This is a genomic window from Lihuaxuella thermophila (assembly GCF_900110165.1).
Lineage (GTDB): Bacteria > Bacillota > Bacilli > Thermoactinomycetales > Thermoactinomycetaceae > Lihuaxuella > Lihuaxuella thermophila.
Window position 1 is genome coordinate 283,048 of the sequence record NZ_FOCQ01000002.1, and the last position, 20,529, is coordinate 303,576.

15 protein-coding genes and 1 tRNA gene are annotated in these 20,529 nt (G+C 47.9%); 9 read left to right on the top strand and 7 right to left on the bottom strand.

Annotated elements, in window-relative coordinates; all coding sequences use genetic code 11:
- Positions 1 to 303: 303 nt before the first annotated feature.
- Positions 304 to 1,683: a C40 family peptidase gene (locus BMW55_RS03260; RefSeq protein ID WP_170839713.1), complete on the top strand. Its 1,380-nt coding sequence runs from the start codon at positions 304 to 306 to the stop codon at positions 1,681 to 1,683.
- A 109-nt stretch (positions 1,684 to 1,792) separates the two neighbouring features.
- Here the strand turns inward: BMW55_RS03260 and BMW55_RS03265 are convergent, their stop codons facing one another.
- The 3 genes from BMW55_RS03265 to BMW55_RS03275 form a co-directional block, all read right to left on the bottom strand.
- Positions 1,793 to 3,061: a (Fe-S)-binding protein gene (locus BMW55_RS03265; protein WP_244527426.1), complete on the bottom strand. Its 1,269-nt coding sequence runs from the start codon at positions 3,059 to 3,061 to the stop codon at positions 1,793 to 1,795.
- Between the two features lie 95 nt (positions 3,062 to 3,156).
- A complete protein-coding gene (locus tag BMW55_RS03270; RefSeq protein ID WP_089965331.1) occupies positions 3,157 to 4,596 on the bottom strand; it encodes an FAD-binding oxidoreductase in 1,440 nt (479 codons plus the stop codon).
- A gap of 98 nt (positions 4,597 to 4,694) precedes the next feature.
- Positions 4,695 to 5,636 (bottom strand): alpha/beta hydrolase, encoded by a 942-nt coding sequence (locus BMW55_RS03275; RefSeq protein WP_089965332.1) that lies wholly within the window; start codon positions 5,634 to 5,636, stop codon positions 4,695 to 4,697.
- 154 nt (positions 5,637 to 5,790) lie between these two features.
- Between BMW55_RS03275 and asnB the strand changes: the two genes are divergently transcribed.
- From asnB to BMW55_RS03290, 3 genes are all read left to right on the top strand, one after another.
- Positions 5,791 to 7,635: an asparagine synthase (glutamine-hydrolyzing) gene (gene asnB, locus BMW55_RS03280; RefSeq protein WP_089965334.1), complete on the top strand. Its 1,845-nt coding sequence runs from the start codon at positions 5,791 to 5,793 to the stop codon at positions 7,633 to 7,635.
- Positions 7,636 to 7,811: 176 nt separating this feature from the next.
- The gene (locus tag BMW55_RS03285; protein WP_089965335.1) at positions 7,812 to 8,675 is read left to right on the top strand and encodes a hypothetical protein; all 864 of its coding nucleotides are present in this window, start codon (positions 7,812 to 7,814) and stop codon (positions 8,673 to 8,675) included.
- Between the two features lie 981 nt (positions 8,676 to 9,656).
- Positions 9,657 to 9,733 (top strand) — tRNA-Arg (locus BMW55_RS03290).
- A gap of 355 nt (positions 9,734 to 10,088) precedes the next feature.
- On the opposite strand, the gene BMW55_RS19215 is transcribed toward BMW55_RS03290, so the two are convergent.
- Positions 10,089 to 10,265 (bottom strand): hypothetical protein, encoded by a 177-nt coding sequence (locus BMW55_RS19215; protein ID WP_170839714.1) that lies wholly within the window; start codon positions 10,263 to 10,265, stop codon positions 10,089 to 10,091.
- 505 nt (positions 10,266 to 10,770) lie between these two features.
- On the opposite strand from BMW55_RS19215, the gene BMW55_RS03300 reads away from it, so the two are divergent.
- Complete coding sequence (locus tag BMW55_RS03300; RefSeq protein WP_089965338.1) at positions 10,771 to 11,916, top strand: alpha-hydroxy-acid oxidizing protein; 1,146 nt, start codon at positions 10,771 to 10,773, stop codon at positions 11,914 to 11,916.
- A gap of 278 nt (positions 11,917 to 12,194) precedes the next feature.
- On the opposite strand, the gene BMW55_RS03305 is transcribed toward BMW55_RS03300, so the two are convergent.
- The 3 genes from BMW55_RS03305 to BMW55_RS03315 form a co-directional block, all read right to left on the bottom strand.
- Positions 12,195 to 12,437, bottom strand: coding sequence for a hypothetical protein (locus tag BMW55_RS03305; protein WP_089965340.1), 243 nt, complete (start codon positions 12,435 to 12,437; stop codon positions 12,195 to 12,197).
- A 96-nt stretch (positions 12,438 to 12,533) separates the two neighbouring features.
- Complete coding sequence (locus BMW55_RS03310) at positions 12,534 to 13,856, bottom strand: DUF4179 domain-containing protein (RefSeq protein ID WP_089965341.1); 1,323 nt, start codon at positions 13,854 to 13,856, stop codon at positions 12,534 to 12,536.
- Positions 13,849 to 14,304: a sigma-70 family RNA polymerase sigma factor gene (locus BMW55_RS03315; RefSeq protein ID WP_244527422.1), complete on the bottom strand. Its 456-nt coding sequence runs from the start codon at positions 14,302 to 14,304 to the stop codon at positions 13,849 to 13,851. The genes BMW55_RS03310 and BMW55_RS03315 overlap by 8 nt, the downstream gene beginning before the upstream one ends.
- 385 nt (positions 14,305 to 14,689) lie before the next feature.
- Between BMW55_RS03315 and BMW55_RS03320 the strand changes: the two genes are divergently transcribed.
- The 4 genes from BMW55_RS03320 (at position 14,690) to BMW55_RS03340 (ending at position 20,414) form a co-directional block, all read left to right on the top strand.
- On the top strand, positions 14,690 to 15,715 hold the full coding sequence (locus BMW55_RS03320) for an acyltransferase (protein WP_170839715.1): 1,026 nt from the start codon (positions 14,690 to 14,692) through the stop codon (positions 15,713 to 15,715).
- 469 nt (positions 15,716 to 16,184) lie between these two features.
- Positions 16,185 to 17,354 carry a GNAT family N-acetyltransferase gene (locus tag BMW55_RS03325; protein WP_089965346.1) on the top strand — a complete coding sequence of 390 codons (1,170 nt, stop codon included), beginning with the start codon at positions 16,185 to 16,187 and terminating at the stop codon, positions 17,352 to 17,354.
- A gap of 303 nt (positions 17,355 to 17,657) precedes the next feature.
- Entirely contained in the window at positions 17,658 to 18,260 is a 603-nt protein-coding gene (locus BMW55_RS03335; RefSeq protein WP_089965350.1) for a TetR/AcrR family transcriptional regulator, read from the top strand.
- A 93-nt stretch (positions 18,261 to 18,353) separates the two neighbouring features.
- Positions 18,354 to 20,414, top strand: coding sequence for a YhgE/Pip domain-containing protein (locus BMW55_RS03340; RefSeq protein ID WP_089965351.1), 2,061 nt, complete (start codon positions 18,354 to 18,356; stop codon positions 20,412 to 20,414).
- The last annotated feature ends 115 nt before the right edge of the window (positions 20,415 to 20,529 follow it).

Sequence of the window (20,529 nt, forward strand, 5' to 3'; positions counted from 1 at the left end):
TCCGGGTGAGGATCGGCAAAATCGCGCAGGGAGGCTGTGATCGAGCGGAGTGTCTTTGGGATGTAGCCGGAGGAGACTCCGCACAAAGGAAGCCGGTGACCTGTTTGAGCGACGTCTGAAGCCTACGGACGAAGAAAATGCTCGGGATCAGGATTCGATGAGATATTATTGCTTTTATTTATTCTGATACTTTATTATCCGCGATACGTCAAGCATCTGTCATCATCTATCTATACAAAAAGCAGATGAATTTTGGTAAACTTGAATTCGTATTAAGTTAAGAACATGAGGAGAGAGATCTGTTTGAAGAAAAGGCATTTGGCTTTGGTGCTCGCGGCATCGATGATCGTAGGATTCAATATCGGTACGAGCAATGCCCATGGGGCAGAGCCTGATTATTTGGGGCCGGAGGAGATGGTTACATCCCAAGCAAATCTGCCGTCTCAGTCCAAGGTGAATGATGTACTCAACTCCGCAGACAAATACCTGGGAACCCCCTATCAATGGGGAGCAGAGCCGTATAGCGAAACCAACCGCTATTTTGATTGTTCCTCTTTTACCCAGCGTATATTTGCAGAAAATGGCATCTATTTAAAACGGGACTCCCGGGAACAGTCCACCCAGGGGAAAACCGTTGCTTCTGTACCGAATCCCGAAGAATTTATCGGAGCCGGAACGGTAAAGCCAAAAGGGGAGCGTTTGCGATTCGAAGATATTCGGCCGCTGCTGAAGAAAGGCGACCTGATCTTCTTCGACAACGAGGTGGAAACGCCGAATCTGGAGAAAATCCATCACGTTGCTATTTATATTAATGAACATACACTCCTGCACGCCACTGAAACCTACGGCGTCAACTATACCTACTTTAACCGGGAACGTAAAGAAAACATAGTGATGGTCAAGCGGATGATCAATGAATCCATCCCTGCCGTTACACAACGCGACATCGTCAGAACCGGTGAAAAGTATCTGGGAACCTCTTTTTCAACAGCCGCCAAGTTTGTGAATCAGGTGTTTGCGGAGCGCGGAATTTCGCTCCCGGCAACAGCGAATGATATGTCGAAGGTGGGCATCGACGTCCCGAGAGAGAAGTTGAAAACAGGGGACTTAGTCTTTTTCGACAGCGACCATGACGGGATTATCACGCATGTCGCCATTTATATCAATGAGGACCGCCTGCTCCATAACACCGTATCCAAAGGAGTAACCTACACCACCTTTGCTTCTTCGTCTTACTGGAACAGCGCGTATGTCAAAGGGAAACGCATTCTGGATCTGAAAGGTCCTCTGCCGATCAATGAAGAGGTATTCAAAACCGCTGTCAGCTATGTGGGCAAGACCCAGATCCAAGATATCGGACCGGATGGGGAAAACGGTCAGCCTCCCATGATTACGCCCGATTCCTCCAAGTTTGTCCAAAAGGTATTTTATGATCACTATGTCGGCATGTCCCGTTACTCCAATGAACAGCGGACGCAAGGAACCGCGGTTTCCTTGGCCAATGCCGTGCCGGGAGATCTGGTGTTTTTTGACTCCGACCAGGATGGGGAGTCCGATTATGTTGCTTTCTATGTAGATTCCGATACCATTCTGGTCAGCTTTTCATCATCGGGAATTCAGTATAAAACACTGACATCGTCGATGAAAGAAGACATTATCGCCGTTAGACGAATCGGATTGTAGGTTTTATGACAAAGCAAGCACCCGTCCTGCGCTTATGAAGGGCGGGTTTTTGCACAGGAATGATAGATAAAAGTCGTCAAAAGCCGCCACATTGTAGGGCGGCTTACTTTTATTCGTGTGGACTCTGCATTGCTCGATCAAGCAGGTCCATCACATGAACGGCTTCCATCTGGTCCTGCAGGCCGGCTCGGAGGATTCCCTGTTTCATCTGCAACAGGCAGCCCGGATTGGAAGTAGCGATGATTTGGGCTTTGGTTTGTTTGACATTTTCCATCTTTTCATCAAGAATCCGCATCGACATGTCAAAGTGAGTCAGGTTATAAATGCCTGCGGAACCACAGCAACTGTCGGCCTGCTCCATTTCTGCATATTCGATGCCCGGAATGCGCTTCAACAGCTCGCGGGGCTGATTGCGGATTCCCTGCCCATGGGCTAAATGGCAGGAGTCTTGATAGGTGATGCGAACAGGGAGCGGTTTGCCAAATGTCAACGAAGGCAGTTCTGCAAGCAATTCATTGGCATCACGCATTTTGTTCACGAAGGCCAGGGCCCGTTCTTTCCAATCGGGGTCGCCATGGAACCAGTGGTGGTACTCTTTCAGCGCTGCACCACAGCCGCCCGCATTATTCACGATCCAATCCACATTGGCTTGTTCAAAAGCTTCAATATTGCGTTTAGCCAGACGGACGGCGAGGTCCATTTCACCCGAGTGGACGTGCAAGGCTCCGCAGCATGCCTGATTTTCCACGAAGACGACATCGCAGCCGGCTTTGGTTAACAGTCGGGCCGTCGCCTGGTTGGTTTCATAGAACAGGATGTCCATCACGCAACCGGTGAAAAGCCCGACCGTAAAGAGTTTTTCCTTTTCCGCTTTCATGACCCTTTTCCGCTTTTTCCGTTCGAAAGGAGAAGCGATCTTTCCTGATGCTTGCTGCATCTCGGCCATCGCCCGGGGAAAGATCTTGATCAAACCGGTCTTGGCGGCCAATGATTGCAAACCAGTAGCCTGCACTGCCCAGAGGAGTGTCCCCAGCGCTTTGATCCGTTTGGGGTATGGGAACAACTTTTCAAATACGATCCGGCGAATCCAAGAGGGCCGCTGACTGGATTTTTTATTTTCTTCAATCACCCCGCGCGCCGTTTCCAACAGGCTCCCGTAAGGAACACCGGCCGGACAGGCCGTTTCGCAAGCCCGGCATCCCAGGCACAGATACATATTATTTTCAAACTCCTCATCGATGGGGAGTTGTTCACGGGCAACTCCTTTCATCAGGGCAATCCGGCCTCTGGGACTGGCCGATTCTCTTCCGGTCTGCCGGTAGGTGGGGCAGGCAGGAAGGCAAAATCCACAGTGCATGCAGTTCAGGATTTCATCCATGTTAAATTTATGCAATTTCCCGTTTTCCGAATTGATCAAGGAGGCGGACTCACATGCCGGGCCTGTCTGCTGTTCAGTTTTTTCCGGAATGGTACTCATTTTTTCACCACCAGTCTGCGACGCCCATGATTCGGAACCAATTTTCCGGGATTCATGATGTTGTTGGGGTCGAATGCCTGTTTAATCCGTTTCATCAATTCGATTCCCCCATCGCCAACCTGTAAGTCCAAATAGTTGAGTTTGGCCATCCCGACTCCATGCTCTCCGGTGATCGTTCCACCCAGCCGGAGCGCCGTGCGGAAAATTTCGTCAAATGCTTGCTCGACACGCTGAATCTCTTCTTTATTGCGTTCATCTGTCATGCAGGTCGGATGCAGATTTCCGTCTCCCGCGTGGCCGAAGGTGCAGATTTGCACTTGATATTTCTCCGCGATGCGCTCAATTTCTTCCACCATTTCCGCCAGCTTGGAACGCGGGACCGTCGCATCTTCCAGAATGGTGGTCGGTCTGATGCGGGAGAGTGCAGATAAAGCGGCACGTCTGGCAGCCAGCAATTTAGCCCCCTCTTCCATGTTGCGGGCAATTTGCACATCGGCTGCCCCCTCCCGCCGGGCGATTTCGGCCATTTTTTCTATATCCCGCACCACCAGTTCTTCGGGGCCATCCTGCTCAATCAGCAGCATCGCTTTCATGTCCGTGGGCAGGCCGAGACCGGCGAAGTCGTCGACGACTTTCATGGTGGCCTGATCCATAAACTCAATCGTAGCGGGAATGATTTTGGATGCGATGATTCTCTCCACGGTCCTTGCCGCATCAACCAGGTTTTTGTAGTAAGCGGCCAGGGTGCGCTTGGTTTCCGGCAACGGAAGGAGCTTGACGGTTATCTCGGTAATGACGCCAAGTGTGCCTTCGGATCCGACCAGCAGACGGGTCATGTCATATCCGGCCACGTCTTTGACGTTTTTTCCTCCGGAACGCAAGACTTCCCCGGATGGCAATACATATTCCACTCCCAGGATATAATCTTTGGTTACCCCGTATTTGAGGCCGCGCATTCCGCCGGCGCATTGCGCGAGGTTCCCGCCGACTGTGGAAATTCTCATACTGCCCGGATCGGGCGGATAAAACAGGCCGACCGCCTCGACTGCCTGATGGAGATCCGCGGTCACCACTCCCGGACCAAGGGTGGCCGTCAAATTTTGCTGATCAATTTCATGGATCTGATTGAATCGATTCATATTCATCACAATCCCGCCGTGGATCGGGATCGTTCCGCCGGCCAGGTTCGTTCCCGAGCCGCGGGGAATAACCGGAATCAGATGTCGGTTGGCCACTTTTAAAACAGCAGCCACTTCCTCCACGCTTCCCGGCATGACCACTGCGTTCGGCATGGATTGAAAAATGGGAGTGGCATCATACGAATACGCATACAATTCATTCGGAGAATCCAGATACCACTCAGCGCCCACGATGGAAACCAGTTCCCGTTTGATTTCTTTCGATATATATCCTGTTTCCTTTGACTCAGAAAACATAGGGTCCCCTCCCGACAGGAATCATATGACAGTTGATCAGCCGGATGTTGAGTCCGGAGCTTTTTCCAAGTTTGATTTCCGGCAACACTGTTGCCATCTCATGAAGAGCTTGTCGGCGTTCGGGCTTTTAACCAGTTGATGATATCTTGGTACACTTCATCCCTGTTGATTTCGTTCAGCATTTCATGGCGCCCTTCTTCATAGAATTTGTAACTGATATCCCGAATGCCCGCTTTTTTTAAGTTTCTGTAGGTTTTTAGAACTCCTCTGGTATAAAGTCCAACCGGATCCTGGTCTCCCGAAAACAGGAAGATCGGCAAATCTTTCGGAACCCTGCTGATCTGTTCAGGATGGTCCAGTTGCTTGATCCCGGTCAGTAAATCACAGAAAAAACCGGTCGTTGGGAGCCAGCCGCAATAAGGGTCCTGAATGTATTTGTCTACTTCCCGTTCATCCCTGCTCAGCCAGTCAAACGGAGTTCGGTTGGGTTTGAAGCGTTTGTTGAAGTTTCCGAAAGAGAGAAAATGGAGCAGGCGGCTTGGGGCTTTTTTTCCTTTGATCCGCATCTCCAGCTTCACGATCCCGATGCCAATGGAACTTAATATTCCCTGATCGGCCCCCGTGCCTGACAAAATGACGCCGGAAAGTTCCTGCCCGTATTTTTGTATATATCTTCGGGAAAGAAAAGAGCCCATGCTGTGTCCAAATAAAAAAACGGGCAGACCGGGATGTTCCTTTTTGATGATTCGTGTCAGCCGGTACATGTCATCCACAACCCGTTCCCAGCCATCTTCATCGGCAAAAAAGCCCAGATTTTCTTTACATCCGGCTGTCTGCCCGTGGCCGCGGTGATCGTTGGCATAGACGGCATATCCTTCATTTGTCAGGGCTTTTGCAAACTCCCCATAACGTTTGGAATGTTCGGCCATTCCGTGGGCGATTTGCACAACGCCGACCGGCTTTTCGCTCACAGCTGTCCACTTGTTAACGAATATCAAGGTGTTGTCCCCGGACGGAAACGTAAAAGAAGCGGGTTCCATCTTGTATCCTCCCTTCACCTTTCTCTCGCTTCTGGCTTCAATATACTTGTTTCAAACAAATTTGCATACACCTTTTTGAGGGGTTCACATAGGATGAAGGGTAGATATTTGCCTAGGCTTTGCGAATCAGCCATGGAAAGGGTGGAGAGGGTCAGTGTGCGGAATCACTGGTTGGATTGATTTTGAACAAGATGTGAGCCAGCAAACGGCCATCCTGGATGCGATGAACCAAGCCCACGTCGCCCGGGGGCCGGATGCGGAAGGAACTTGGGTATCCAGGCATGCGGCCTTGGGACACCGGAGATTGATCGTCATCGACCCGGAAGGCGGAATTCAGCCCATGATTAAACATGTGGGTGACCGGAAATATGTGATCACCTACAATGGGGAGCTTTATAATATGCCGGAGCTTCGCCTGAAGCTGTTGTCATTGGGCCATCAACTGACCAGTCGCTCGGACACGGAACTGATTTTGGCTGCCTACGCAGAATGGGGACTCAGTTGTCCGGAGCATCTCAACGGAATTTTTGCCTTCGCCGTCTGGGATGAGGCGAATCAGCAATTGTTTATCGCCAGGGACCGGATCGGTGTCAAACCGCTCTTTTACGCACAAGCGGGAAGCTCGTTCCTGTTCGGATCGGAAATCAAGTCACTGTTGGCCCATCCGGCCATTCGCCCGGAGCTGGATGAAGAAGGGATCGCCGAAGTGCTGATGATGGGGCCGGCGCGGACTCCCGGTGTCGGCGTGTTCCGTGGAATCAAAGAATTGAAACCGGGGCACTGGATGGTGATCAACCGGGAAGGAATCACCGTCAAACCCTATTGGGAACTGATCAGCCGTCACCATACCGATGATTTTGAAACCACCGTTGCAAATGTAAGGGATCTTTTTCAGGATGCAGTCAAAAGACAGTTGGTTTCTGACGTCCCCATCGGGACCATGTTGTCCGGAGGCCTGGATTCCAGCGCGATTTCCGCCTTTGCTGCACAGGTATTCAAAGATGAAGGGCGGGGCATCCTGCATACATTTTCCGTTGACTATGCGGATAATGAGAAATATTTCAGCGTCAATGAATTCCAGCCCAACCCGGATGCTCCCTGGGTCCGCTTAATGTCCGAACATATCGGTTCCCGTCATCATACGGTTTTGATCGACAACCAGGAACTGATCGATCATTTGGTCCGGTCGATGGAAGTGCGTGATTTGCCGGGAATGGCCGACATCGACGCTTCTCTGTTGCTTTTCTCCCGTGAAATTAAGAAAGATCTGACGGTCGTGTTATCCGGTGAGTGTGCCGATGAGGTGTTTGGCGGCTATCCGTGGTTCCACCGGGAAGAGATGGTGAACGCCGATACGTTCCCCTGGGCGCGTCTGGTGGGCGAACGGATTCCGTTTATCTCTCCTGAAATCTCTTCCCGCATCCGTCTGTCGGATTACGTGGAAGCCCGGTATCAGGAGGCATTGTCCGAGGTTCCCCGCTTATCGGAAGAGAACGCCACCGAAGCCCGGATGCGGGAGATGTTTTATCTCAACCTGACCCGCTGGATGCCTACGCTGTTGGACCGAAAAGACAGGATGAGCATGGCTTTCGGGCTGGAAGTGCGGGTTCCCTTTTGCGATCATCATTTGGTCGAATATGTGTGGAACATCCCCTGGTCCATGAAAAAACACGGCCAAAGAGAGAAAGGCCTGTTGCGTTACGCACTGAAGGGAATTTTACCGGAAGAAATCATCGAGCGGAAGAAAAGTCCCTATCCCAAGACCCATCATCCCGGCTATCTCCGTACGATGCAGTCGAAAATCCTGCAGTTAACCGAAGATCCGCATGCCCCCGTTTTTCAATTGCTCGACCGCAAGGCCGTCCGCCGGTTTGCGGAGCAGGATCTGTCAGGACGGCATTTCCCCTGGTTTGGTCAGTTGATGAATGTACCCGCCCTCCTGGCCTATTGGCTGCAAATGAATGAATGGCTTATCAAATACAACATAAGCATCCGGTAATGGCTTGTCTCCCGTAAGGGAGTTTTTTTATTTCTGCCTGCATTCGGCTTGCCTGGATGGTTTTCGAAGCATTGAATCGAAAAATATTTTCTTTCAACATGACACAAAAAACAAAAGATCCTTCGAATTAAGAGATGCAACGATTTAAATTATCATTTTGCAGGAGGAACGCATACATGAAACGATTTGCCGCAATCTTTATGGTACTGGCGCTTGTATTTGCAGTAGTACCGAGTTTTGCATTTGCCGAAGAAAACACGAAACCGGCAACTGCTGATCCCGCCCAACCGGCAGATCAAACTGCTCCGGTTCAAAACACGGATGAAAAAGCAGATGACACCCAGAACAAAACGGATGATGGACAAGCACCAGCCAACGAAGACCAAACCAAAGAGGATAATCAACAATCCGGTGAGAACAAGTCCGGCAACGACGGAGCGCAAACCGGTGAAAACGGCCAATCCGGTAACGATCAAGACGGTAATCAACAACCGCAAAAGCCGGAACAACCTGAGCCCTGCCCGGCTGAGCCATCCGCCGAAAACTTCTATGATATCGTTGTCGATACTCAAGAAGCAGGCGAAAATAAAGTGAAAGTGATTGCCAAGCTTCAAGCTAAAGAAGCGGAAGGCACCTGGTTTGTCGGAGTGTGGCCGGCAGGTTCCTCTCCCGAAAAACCTCCGGTGATCAGTGATGAATTGAACAAAAAAGGAACCTCCATTGCCTACGAACTTGATCTGAATAAACTATCTGCCGGCGAGTATGACATCTATGTCGGCTTTGAAGGAACCATCGACGGCAAAAACTGTTCCCTCGGATTTGGCGACACAGGAATCATCGTTGAAGACGACGACGTAAAACCTGCTCCGCAAGAACCGAAAAAACCATCCACTCCTGAAAAAGGAAAAGAAGCCGTAGACCAGCTGAAAGGCGGCAAACTGCCCAAAACCGCTACCTCCTATCCAGTTTCCATGACACTGGGCGCACTGCTCCTGGCAGCAGGTGTGGGCATGCTGATGTTCCGCCGCTTGAGCGCTTAATAAACGACAGCCCTCTACATGAAGAGATCGCTCTCTCATGAAGAGGCTTTCAATAAAATGGGTTAGGGACTATTTTCCCTAACCCATTTCTATCAGTGCAGTTGATAACTTTTTTCATTTAAGATCTGAAATTCATAGATCATATTGGAGTTAGGTTAACCATTGTAGTCGTAAATGGTGGCGTTTTAAGAGAAATTGTCAGAAAAGAACTTAAAAAAGGGGTTACGTTTGATCCCTCTGGATCGTGATAAGCATTCAATACATATTTTTGTTCTACGGGACCTATTCATTTTGTTTTTCTCTTCGTTCTTATTCGTACCGTGAATGTAGTCCCCCTCGGAATCCTCCAAAAAGAGTCTACTTGGCCTTGTGTATTCACAATAGTGACATAATAGTCATTGTTTTCAAGTCTGTTTATACGTATAGCGAATTCGCAAGGGGGGCAGTCTACTCTTATTGGCCGCCCCATCACCCCCCTGCGTGAAACGCGGTAATATACTAAATGAGATATGTTGTGGTCACCTGTGACTGTAAATACCTCACTAAAACCCACTCTACGGGAATACACTAACTCCGCCATTGAGGAAACACTCCTTTTGAGAGTAGTCTTGAAAACTCGATTATACTTTTTTCAGTATCCAGTTAATATCTATATATATGCTGGGAAAATGATTTTGACATAGATGTGAATGAGAATTATAGAAAATAGATGATAGATTGAAAGATAGACGTGTCGTTCAGTGCTTTTTTGTTCCCGTTTATGGGTACCGGAGTGATCATTAGAGCAGCTGTTGGCATGACGTTTGAGGGTGGGAGCAGAGGAAATCGGGCGCGGCGGGGTTATTTCAACGTCTGTGAGTGGTTGTTTAACCATTTATTTTGCGGTAAACTTGTGTTATAAATATAAAGTAAACATGTCAAGCGACAGTAACGCTATTTTTACACATACAACAAATTCCTTTAAATTATCTTGGAGAATATGCGCCCGTAGCTCAGCAGGATAGAGCAGCGGTTTCCTAAACCGCGTGTCGGAGGTTCGAGTCCTCTCGGGCGCGCCAGTGAAATCGCCGTTCAACATTTTGCAATATAGGATCAACTGCAAAAGACTGCAGATGCTTTTGCAGTTGCCGAATAAGAAGTCGTCCAGCTTTTGGGCGGCTTCTTTTTGTATGTTGAGGATGACATGAGAGTGGAGATCCATCATGATAATATGTCCCTAAACGCCAACGAAGAGGTTGGGAATGATGACGGATTTTTCAACGTCCATTTAGAAATGAAGAGGATTAAGAAACAATATCCATATAAAATCCTCTGGTGTTTGAGGATTATGAAGGGAATTCATCCATAGAAAGCACAACCTGCTTTCTTATTAGGACGGCTGTCGCTTTTTTAAAATCTGTGAATGGTCACGGGTCAAGTGTTATGTAACCAGCCCCAACTTTCAATTGGGCCATTTTGATTAACTTTATCTTTTGCGATTTCCAGATGTTCAATTGCCATTTGAATATTCGGCGATTGCGACATATGGTTTAGTAACCGAATCGCTTCATCGATCAATTCGCTCACATGCGGTTGAAATTCTTTACCCATTATTTTTCTCCTTTATCAGCTGGTAATGAATGTATTGGCAGTTATCTTATCCATAAATTGTCATACAGGTCTCTTTTCTATTCATATTTTTCGGCAACTCGGTCCGTGGCATTAAAAAAACCTGGGGGGAATAACCAGGATTATTTAATTTTGAACACCGTTATTGCCAATTCGATGAAACATGAACACAAAATACATTGGTTAAAATACCTCTATCCAAACAAAAAAATGGTTAGCTTCTTTGATGATGATCATCGCCACACTTGCGACTGGATGTGGTGAAGATGAAAATGGTGGGAATGGCGGTGACCAAGGCAGTTTGCCGCATCCCGAAAATTCATAAAGCAGTTGAATAGTAAGTACCCCGGTTGGTGCTTTTTCTTTTGCAAATATCAATTTGGGTTGATAGCTATGGACCCTGTAAAGAGGCCGGTTAAATGTTCAATAAGCTAAATTCCTCAATTCCCCATCAGTACGAACCGTCTGTTTATGGAGGTGGGAAAAATTGTCTAAAAGCGGCGAGAACATACAAATGGACATTTATGAGAGCGGCGATGAGGGGGCAAAGCTCTTACCCGTCTCTTTCGAGGAATGGGAAGAAAGGGCCCGAAAAGTATTGGCTGCGGGGCCTTTTGGTTACGTTTACGGGGCAGCAGGGGCAGGAGATACGCATCAAGCCAATCTTGATGCATTTAAGAAATACCAAATTCGGCCAAGGGTCTGTTGTGATGTGTCCAACCGGAACCTTCAGGTTCATTTGTTTGGGCAATCTGTTCCCGTTCCTTTTCTTTTAGCACCGATTGGGGTTAATTCTATTTTTCATTCCGATGCGGAACTTGCCCCTGCAAAGGTAGCGGCTGATCTGGGGATTCCATATATCCTGAGTAACGTATCTACTCTTTCCCTTGAGAAAGTGGCTGAAGTGATGGGGGATGCCTTGAGGTGGTTTCAACTATATCCTCCCAAAGATCACGAGCTTACCAAAAGTTTGATCCAACGGGCGGAAGCCGCCACAGTGGATTTCACTCTGCTTGGATGGCGTGAGAAGGATCTTCGGAATGCTTACTTGCCTTTTTTATCGGGAGAAGGAATGGGTAACTATTTTTCAGATCCTGTTTTTCGTCAAAAACTTGATGAACCACCCGAAAAAAATGTCAAAAAAGCCTCCTTAAAAGCCTTGGAGGAAGGAAACAATACATGCTTTACATGGAAAGAGGTAGCGTTTATCCGGGAACAAACCCGTTTACCTCTATTGATTAAAGGAATCACTCATCCGGAAGACGCGAAACTGGCAGTCAATCATGGAGTCGATGGAATCATCGTTTCGAATCATGGGGGAAGGCAGTTGGATGGAGCAATTGCTACACTGGATGCACTTCCTTCCGTCTATGAAGCCGTAGGTCGGGAAGTACCTGTTTTAATGGATAGTGGGATCCGCAGAGGAGCTGACATTATCAAAGCCATTGCCTTGGGGGCCACTGCCGTTTTAATCGGTCGTCCCTATATTTACGGGTTAGCGGTTGCCGGGGAGTCCGGTGTCCGGCAAGTGATTCAGAATTTGATTGCGGAGACCGAGTTGCAATTAGCCATATCGGGAAAAAGCTCCATTCAGAAAGTAGATCGGTCATTAGTGATGAAAGTCAGGGATTAAAATCTGAAGAGCACATGCTTATACAGAGCACCTGCGTCTTCTGAGATTTAAGGACCACCAGGCTCAAACCAAGACGTTCACAACCCACGGTTTGAGCTTCTTTTATCTAATTTTGCGTAAATTTACCTTGGGCGAATCCACACGGAAATAAACGAATGGAACCGCAATTGGGTATTTCACATAGACTGGAGAGATGATTTTAAAAAAGGATGAGTGCCAAATGTATTCTTTTGACCGAATGTACTGGCATTATTACCTGCCAGATTGGAGGCATCATTTCAGGTATCATTATCCGTGCGATTATCCAATGTTTCCACGAAATCCTGTTGATCCTCACGAACCACATATACCCAGGCCATTTGAACCGCATCAACCCGGTATTCCAGGATTTCCCTATCGCGAGTATCCCTATTACCAACCGCCATATAGGTATTAATTTGCCCTGTTGATAGGGATTTTTGTTTTATATATTTGGCAGATTGAAGAGGGGCCACCGCAGACCGGGCAATAATCCCGGCCAAACGTGTGGCCCCTCGTTCTGACTCAATCGCTCATTGATCTATGGTTAAACATACTTCTCTATTATCGGTGCGTTGATCTTCGTCCGGATGATATATTCACTGAATGACAACTTGGAATTCCAATTCTTTGATTACCTTGAACGGTTCTTTTTTCGTTGACGAAATCATAAATGTTTCACCGGGTTTCATCGCAGGCAGCTCAGCCATGTATGTGTTTGTTTTGGGGTCTGTCAACTGCGGCAGCTTGTTTTTATAAAATGGGAGATCTTTTCCTTGTTGGTCTTCTACCAGGAATAGATGACCGTATTGATCTTTAGTCAGTTGGGTGACTTGGTAATGAATCCGTGTTTTATCTGCCAGATGCTCGATTTTAAAGATGCGGAAAATGTTTCGCTGATAAATTGTGATCGGCTTTTCTGGTGTAGGAAGAGTGTTTCTGCATAACTGTACCTTGTCCGGTTTCATTGTATTGTCGTATTCATACGCCCGGATGGTAATCATCTTAGGCAGCTTCTGCACAGGTGAAAAAAGTAACTTTACATGCTCCAGCTCATGGGTCTCTCCAGAGCCGAACGCTCCTTTCGACGGTAAAATGGCGCCGCGGTCGTCCGTCACTTCGTATTTGATGGAGGGTGCAGTGACCGGTCTCTTCACATCCAGATTTATCTCCGTCGCACTTGCATTGAAACTTACTTTTTTTACAGTGACGGTCGTATTTCCGGCCGTTTTGGTCTGATTGGGTGTCACCACTTTAATGGGTGAAAGAGATTTTGCCACAGGAAATGTAAATTCCCAGTTCCCTTCTATATTTCCTACTTTCCTCACGATGACTTTCATATCAAATCGTTCGGGCAGATCTTTGTCGGGGAATATTTCCAACACGCCTGTATGATTTCGGGAGTCAAAGTTGAATAGGCTGCCTTGTTGTCGCAAAGCATAAGGTACAGAACTTCCGTTTATTTCAAATTGAACGTTATGCAATTGTATACCCGGAAGTCTTTGATCGGAGCTTTGTTCATATCCGATGGCGATTCTCGAACCGTCGTAGATCACTTTCGTAAGCTTGATCGTCACGCCGTTCGCTGTCTTCGTCTGGTTAATCTTCGTAGCGAAACCATGCTTTTCTGCATTTTCCAATCCATCGTCCCCAATCTGTTGAAAGAACGACCCAAGGATCGGGATTTGCTGCAGTGTCTGGGCCATGGCAGGTGAGAACGCAGCAAATCCGATTGTTCCGCCTACCACTACTGCCGCCGCTACGGAACCGATCATCCATTTGCTCACATTTGGTTTCTTGTCTTTCTTTTCGGGTAAAGAGGCAAGGATTTGATCGACCCCTTTACGGATAAAATCGGGGACCTGCTCGCATTCATGATGCTTGAGATTCTTTAGTTCCTGTTCAAGATGGAAGTTACTCATATCCAACCTTCCTCTCCGGAGAAATCTCCAACATATTTGCCAACGCCCGCCTTGCCCGATGCAATCTTGTTTTTACCGTATTGACAGGTATGTCCAACATGTCAGCGATGTCCTTCAGGGAAATATCCTCAAAATAGTGGAGAAAAACAACAATCCGCTGATCCGCTTCCAGCTTGTTCACCGCTTCCCGCAATTCAATCTTCTCCAGCTCCGCATTGGCTGAATATGTTTCTTTTATTTCTTCCAGCAAATAGATCTTTTTGTTTTTTCGGATCATTTCGTTGCATTGATTGATAAGAATGCGAATTAACCATGTTTTAAAATAGGCAGGTCGTTTGAGCCGGTCGATTCCCTGGTAGGCTTTTAATATCGTTTCTTGAATCGCATCTAAGCAATCTTGATCGCGTGGCAGAATCCCCCCGGGCAACACGATATAAACTGAGTTCAAATCGTTTGATCAAGCGGATGAACGCTTCTTTATCCCCCTGTTGCGCCCGTTTTATGTCGAATTCTATTTCCAATCGATAAACCTCCCTTTTATCCATCTGTTCATTAGATGGATGGGAGAGCTTCAAGGTTTCATTGTGAAAATGATTTTGGAGTTCAAGTGGTAATAATATCCAGATGATAGGTCATATCAAAATGTACTCGCGGCGGCTCTATCAGGTTCGGCAGCAAAGATCTATTTTAAAAATACAAGAAAAAACAAGGGGTTGTTTCACCCGCAAAATCAATCACCCTGGTGAGAAATCACACTTCAGGGTGATTTTATTCTTTTATTTTCACAATTCTTTCGTTAAACTTATAATGAAAGAGCATCAAGGAGGATGAGAATGCAGGGTCGAATCGAGGAAGCTGGGTTTATCAAAGGAGTTGCGATTTTAGGTGTGATCTTCATCCACGTAACCGCGTTCAGCCTGCGCAATACCGAACCGCTGACCGAAGGCGGACTTTTTTTCGTTATCAACCAAATGGGCAGATTTAGTGTGCCTGTTTTCTTTATGCTCTCGGGATTACTCCTTTTTCATCGGTATTACCACGATGAATTTCTCGCTTCTGCCTTTTTTAAAAGGCGCGGGTTATACATCGTTGTTCCATATGTGATCTGGTCGGTTTTTTATCTGGCTTATTCATGGTTGGCCCATCCGGAGAGCGCTCCCCGGACGGTCATGGAAGTTTTAACCGTGTTCATTACCGGAGAGGCATACTATCATCTGTATTATATTGTGGTGATGGTGCAGTTTTATCTTCTGTTTCCGCTGTTAATCCATGCGTTTCGCCGGTTTGGCGGTTTAACCGTTGTCTCTTTTGCCCTGTTGGTCAATGTCATCGCTGACAGCATGACCTGGTGGGAGTTGTCAGTTAACTTCCCGTGGATGGAACCGTTTAGTGAGAATGCGATCCGGTTTTTCCCTGTGTGGTTCTTTTACTTTTGCCTTGGCGGATGGATCGGGCAAAGGGTAAACAGAATGAAAGAACGGATGAAACGGGTTCCTTTTTCCGCTATTGCGGCCTTTTTTATTTCAGCAGGCCTTTTGATGTTGTTCGAAAGTTTGTTTCGCAAACATACAGGCTTTTTCAACTTTTCCGTTCTGGTTTATTCCATCTCCTCACTCATGATGTGGTTTTATGTGGCCGGCAAGTGGAATCATTCATGGTTGTCGGTATTGGGCCGATACTCCTTTGGTCTGTATTTTATTCATCCTTTAGTGCTCAACCTCTTCAGCAGGATTTCGCCGTTTCCGGCGGCTTCCTGGATTGAGTTTGGCTTTATGCTGATTGCTGTAACGGGACTCTCATTGGCATTATCGATGTTGATTCGAAGATGGCCATACAGTTACTTGCTCATAGGAAAATAGGTTTTATCGGACAGCTCTTACATCCCGTTTATTTAAACAGATCCAGAATATTGTTCAGAATCTCCAATACCAATACTACGACACCTAAGATGGTTGCCAAAGCCATCTTATTTTGTTTTTTTCGGACTCTTTTGGCAGCCATGTTCCACAACTCCTCTCGAGATGTAAGTAGTAATCCTATTGTTTGCAAGAATATTTCCGGGAATGCATCAGATCGGATTGAAGAAATTGGCATCTGTCGCTGAAGGGAAGAGAGGTATTCATAATTTAAAAAATTGGATGTATTAATCATTTATATAAATTGCAGTTAACCGGGAGGTGATTGTATAAGTGTATCGAATACAAATGTACGATGATCCATCCTTTAGGAGATTAAAACGTTTGCGCAGATGTGTGCTGATGCGAAACTCTTGGAAGAGCAGGTTGATCCCGTCTGTCTGGCAAATGGAGTCAAACAGGAATAGGTCGAATGCCTCGGATGAAGGGGATGAGAGTGATGCTGGAGATCCGCCCGGTTGAGGTGGGAGAATTACCGCAAGCAAAGGCGCTTGCCGATCAAACGTTTCGCGATTGGGAACAGAAGTCCATGGCGGACGGGTTTCCCCATATATTTTCTGATACACTCGCGGGACAATCATTTGCTGCATTTGAGGACGGAAAAATGGTCACTTTCCTCGGACTGGTTCCCTCTGTGATTTGCGTGGGCCGGGCGAGATTATCCGTGTACTCTTTGGGGTCGGTGTGTACGCATCCGGATTACCGCGGAAGGGGATATGCAAGTAAAGTATTGGAAAAAGTTTTGGCTCATGTGGAGGGAGCAGGTGCATCCCTGCTATTGGTGTCAGGAACGGGCCCCCTGTATACCAGGGCCAATTGCCACCTCTTTGGCGATGTTTTTCGGTTTGTAATAAAACCGGATTCAGCCGAATCGCTCTTCAGCCAACATGTCAGGGATGATGTGCAAGTCCGTGAATGGAAACCTGTCGACTGGCTGAAGATCGCGGGTGCAGCCGCGCGAAGGACAACGCGTTATGAGCAAAGCGTCTGGGATTTGGCGATGTTGGTTCGAGCAGAAGCGTATGCAAGTTGCGTCAAATTGCGCCACAAAGTATTGGTAGCTGAGCGGGAAGGTGAATTAGAGGGGTTTGTGGTTGTGGGCGTTCCTCACCGGGATGGAAAGAAACACCCGCCGACAGCCTTCGAATGGGCCGGTTCTCCCGAAGTGGTGGGAATGCTGTTGGCAGCAGCAGTCGAGCGCTATCACCTCCAGCAGTTGGAAGTCCCCGTTCCGTGGCACGAGCAAGCGTTGATCCGCTCTTTGGAGTCATACGAGGTGAAAAGGGAAAGGAATTTGGGGACAGTGAACATCATTCACCCCGAGAGGCTGATTGCTCAATTGCGGCCGTATTTGCGGGAAAAAGACGGGGAGCTGGAATGTCAATTTTCCGTCAGATTCCTGGAAACCGGCCGGACCCAAATCCGGTTGGGAAAGGAAAGCGGCGTACTGGATTCAGCTGAACTGGTCTCTCTTGTCTTCGATCCTGAACCGAAGATCCGACTGGACAGCCATTTTAAACATCTGTTAGCGCAACTGTTTCCCATTCCTTTTCCCTATACCGGAGGGCTTAACTACGTGTGAATGAGCAGTGCTTTCTTCGGAGAGGGAATTCTTCGTCAAAGAGAAGCCGATGGGAGGAGGAAAAGGATTCTCTTAACGGTGACGGAAAGAAGGCGGAAGATCGTTTCCGCCTTACTTTTATTGGATCATTTGTGGATGTTCCGTTTGATACTCCTGTGCCGGAATGATCCGGGAGAAAAGTTCCATTCAGCAGAAGTCTGCTTTTCCGAAGGCGGGATTCAGTGTTATAAAATAATATCATATAAGGTTATCCGGTAGCTGAAACTCTTTGTAAAACATAGGTAATATTGGAGGATTCTCATCATGCGTCATGAAAAAGTGGACGTCATCTTTCAAGCTGCAGTTCAAGTATTTGCCGAAAGCGGATTTGACCAGGCGAAGATGGACGATATCGCCCAGGCGGCCGGGGTGGCGAAGGGGACGATTTATTATCACTTTAAGAGCAAAGAAGAACTCTTTGTCGGGCTGATGAATGAAGGGATGAAAAGGCTGATCGACTGTGCCAGAAGGAGCATTGCTGTTCACGATTCACCGGCAGAGCAGCTGAAAGCTCTTCTGCACGCTCATGTCCATTTCTTTATTCAAAATGAGAAACTGGCTAAACTCGTTTTGAATGAAGCATTTGGCACAAAGGAGCGCCAACAGCAATTCCGGGCGAAGATCCGTGAGTATTTGAATCTGATTCAGGAAATATTGCAAAAAGGGATGGAAACCGGGGAGTTTCAGCTGGAGCATCCACAGGAAACGGCCAGTGCGGTTTTTGGGGCCGCCAGCGTGGTTGTCCTGCAGAAAATCTACAGTCTGGAGCAATATGGGACACAGGCATCAGTGGAAGCAAAGATTCCGGCAATGATCGACAGTTTGCAGCGAGTGTTCTTTAGCGGCTTGACAAATCACAAAACATGATTCAAAAATCTCTTGCACAAAAAGAGAAGAGGTGTATAATTATTTTTGAACTGACCAGTCAGTTTTATTTTTCGCGGAACGGAGGTGTGCGCGATGAAAAAGGGTCCCATTGCCCAGTGGAGAGCCGTTTCGTACGACTTTCAGCAAATCTGGGCACATAAGCCAATGAGATTGGCTCTCGTGGGAGTCCTGTTGCTTCCCCTTGTCTACAGCTACATTTATCTCAAAGCTTTTTTCGATCCTTATGATAATATGAGATATTTGCCGGTCGCTGTGGTCAACGAAGATCAGGGGGCTGTTCAGGACGGGGAGCGCATCCATGTTGGGAATGATTTGGTCAGGGAACTTCATGAGGATTCCAAGTTGAAGTGGGAGTTTGTATCGCGCACTCAGATGCAAAAGGGCCTTAAACAGGGAAGTTATTACGCGGGAATTGTGATTCCGCGCGATTTCTCCCGGAAAGCCGTTTCAGTGGACAGTCCCGCTCCATTAAAAGGCCAGTTGCAATATTATGTGAATGAAAGCAATAACTACCTTTCCGGGCGCATTGGGGAATCGATGATCCGCGAACTGGAAGACCAACTGGAACAGAAATTGACTCATGTCTATGTCGATAAGATCTTCGAAAAGATACGACAGTCCGCCCGGGATCTCGCCCAAGCGGCTGATGGGGCGGAACAGCTGGCAAACGGTACGGCGGAAGCAGCCCGAGGCAATCAAAAAGTGAAAGCGGGCGTGGATCAACTGCAAGACGGAATGGCCAGACTCCAAGCGGGGGCCGAGACGTTGAGCGATTACCTCACCAGAATGAATGAAGAGCTGATCAAAGCGAAGAGGCAAACGGAGGAACCGCTGAACTGGCTGCTGCAAGCAAAAACCCACCTTCACCGGATCAACCAGATCCTCCGGCAGATCGAAGGCGGGCAACCTCCGGTGCCCCCGACAAACCGCGACTCGGTGTTCGCCCGGGTTGAATCCATCGCACAAAACGCCCGTGAATCGCAAGCGATCAATCACCGGTCTGTCCGATTGATGCAGGAGTTAATCCAGGGCCACCCGGAACTGGCGGAAGATCCCCGGGCACAGCAGCTGGCATCTGCTTTGTCCAATAACGGGGAGCGGCAAAGCAGGATCAGGGATCAACTGGATCAGTTGAGGCGCGGTGATTTCAACAGGCCTGAGAACGTTCGGTTGCCGGACGTGAAAGAACTGGCTGCTTATACACAAAAAATGGAAGCTGATGTGGATCGTGCCATCAACAGCATCAAAAAAATGGATCAACTCATTCGGGCTACAAGCGAAATGGCGAATGGAGCCGGAAGATTGGCGGAAGGTCAAAACGATGTGATCCGGGGTTTGAACAAGCTGGAAAACGGAGTGGTCCGGTTGCAAACAGGGCTTGAGAAAATCCGGGACGGGCAATCCGAATTGGCCGACGGTTTAAGAGACGGGGTTCGGGATGCCGACAAGAGCCTGGCGAATGCGGACCAAAAGGCGGATACCATCACCGATTCTGTCCTGGTCAAACAAAAAAATCTGCACCCGGTGCCCAACTATGCAACCGGATTTGCCCCCTACTTTCTCTCCCTTTCCCTGTGGGTGGGAGCGATGATGTTGTATACCGTGATTGACTTGTATCAGGTACTGGATCAAAAACCGGGAAAAGAGCCGCTGACTCTTACCGCGGGCGCGATCATCGGTGCGGCCCAGGCAGTCATATGTACAGCCGCTTTGGTTTGGGGGCTGGGCATTCACCCGGTATTGCCTGAATGGCTCTACTTGTTTACCATGGTCATGTCCTTTACCTTTATGGCCATCAATCAGATGCTGGTCGCGCTGTTAAAAAATGCGGGCCGATTTGTGGCCATCGTTTTGTTGATGCTGCAGCTCACTTCAAGTGGAGGCACTTATCCTCTTCCCCTCCTGCCGGAGTTTTTCCAAACCCTTCATCCGTATTTGCCGATGACCTATACGGTCCACGGTTTACGGGCTGCCCTATCAGGCGGGGATGTGGCGGCCGTGATGAAAGATATTTACATCCTGTTCGGATTTATGAGTGCAGCATATGTGGTGACACAGGTTTATCTCCGATGGTTGAAACCGTGGATGAGAAGAGTAAGTTTGCCTGTATGGCAAAAGAAAACAGCGGCGTAAATAAGAGCCTTTGGCTGGTGGCGGACGGTGTGGACGCGTCCCGAAATCACCGGCAAGGCTCTTTTCTTTATAAAAAGGAAATACTTAACTCAATGAGTGTTTATTTGGAACTATT

Excerpts from the sequence above, each read along its gene's own strand:
- BMW55_RS03265 (WP_244527426.1), bottom strand. The coding sequence starts at position 3,061 with ATGGATGAAATCCTGAACTGCATGCACTGTGGATTTTGCCTTCCTGCC.
- BMW55_RS03270 (WP_089965331.1), bottom strand. The coding sequence starts at position 4,596 with ATGTTTTCTGAGTCAAAGGAAACAGGATATATATCGAAAGAAATCAAA.
- BMW55_RS03275 (WP_089965332.1), bottom strand. The coding sequence starts at position 5,636 with ATGGAACCCGCTTCTTTTACGTTTCCGTCCGGGGACAACACCTTGATA.
- BMW55_RS03285 (WP_089965335.1), top strand. The coding sequence starts at position 7,812 with ATGAAACGATTTGCCGCAATCTTTATGGTACTGGCGCTTGTATTTGCA.
- BMW55_RS19215 (WP_170839714.1), bottom strand. The coding sequence starts at position 10,265 with ATGGGTAAAGAATTTCAACCGCATGTGAGCGAATTGATCGATGAAGCG.
- BMW55_RS03310 (WP_089965341.1), bottom strand. The coding sequence starts at position 13,856 with ATGAGTAACTTCCATCTTGAACAGGAACTAAAGAATCTCAAGCATCAT.
- BMW55_RS03320 (WP_170839715.1), top strand. The coding sequence starts at position 14,690 with ATGCAGGGTCGAATCGAGGAAGCTGGGTTTATCAAAGGAGTTGCGATT.
- BMW55_RS03325 (WP_089965346.1), top strand. The coding sequence starts at position 16,185 with ATGCCTCGGATGAAGGGGATGAGAGTGATGCTGGAGATCCGCCCGGTT.
- BMW55_RS03335 (WP_089965350.1), top strand. The coding sequence starts at position 17,658 with ATGCGTCATGAAAAAGTGGACGTCATCTTTCAAGCTGCAGTTCAAGTA.
- BMW55_RS03340 (WP_089965351.1), top strand. The coding sequence starts at position 18,354 with ATGAAAAAGGGTCCCATTGCCCAGTGGAGAGCCGTTTCGTACGACTTT.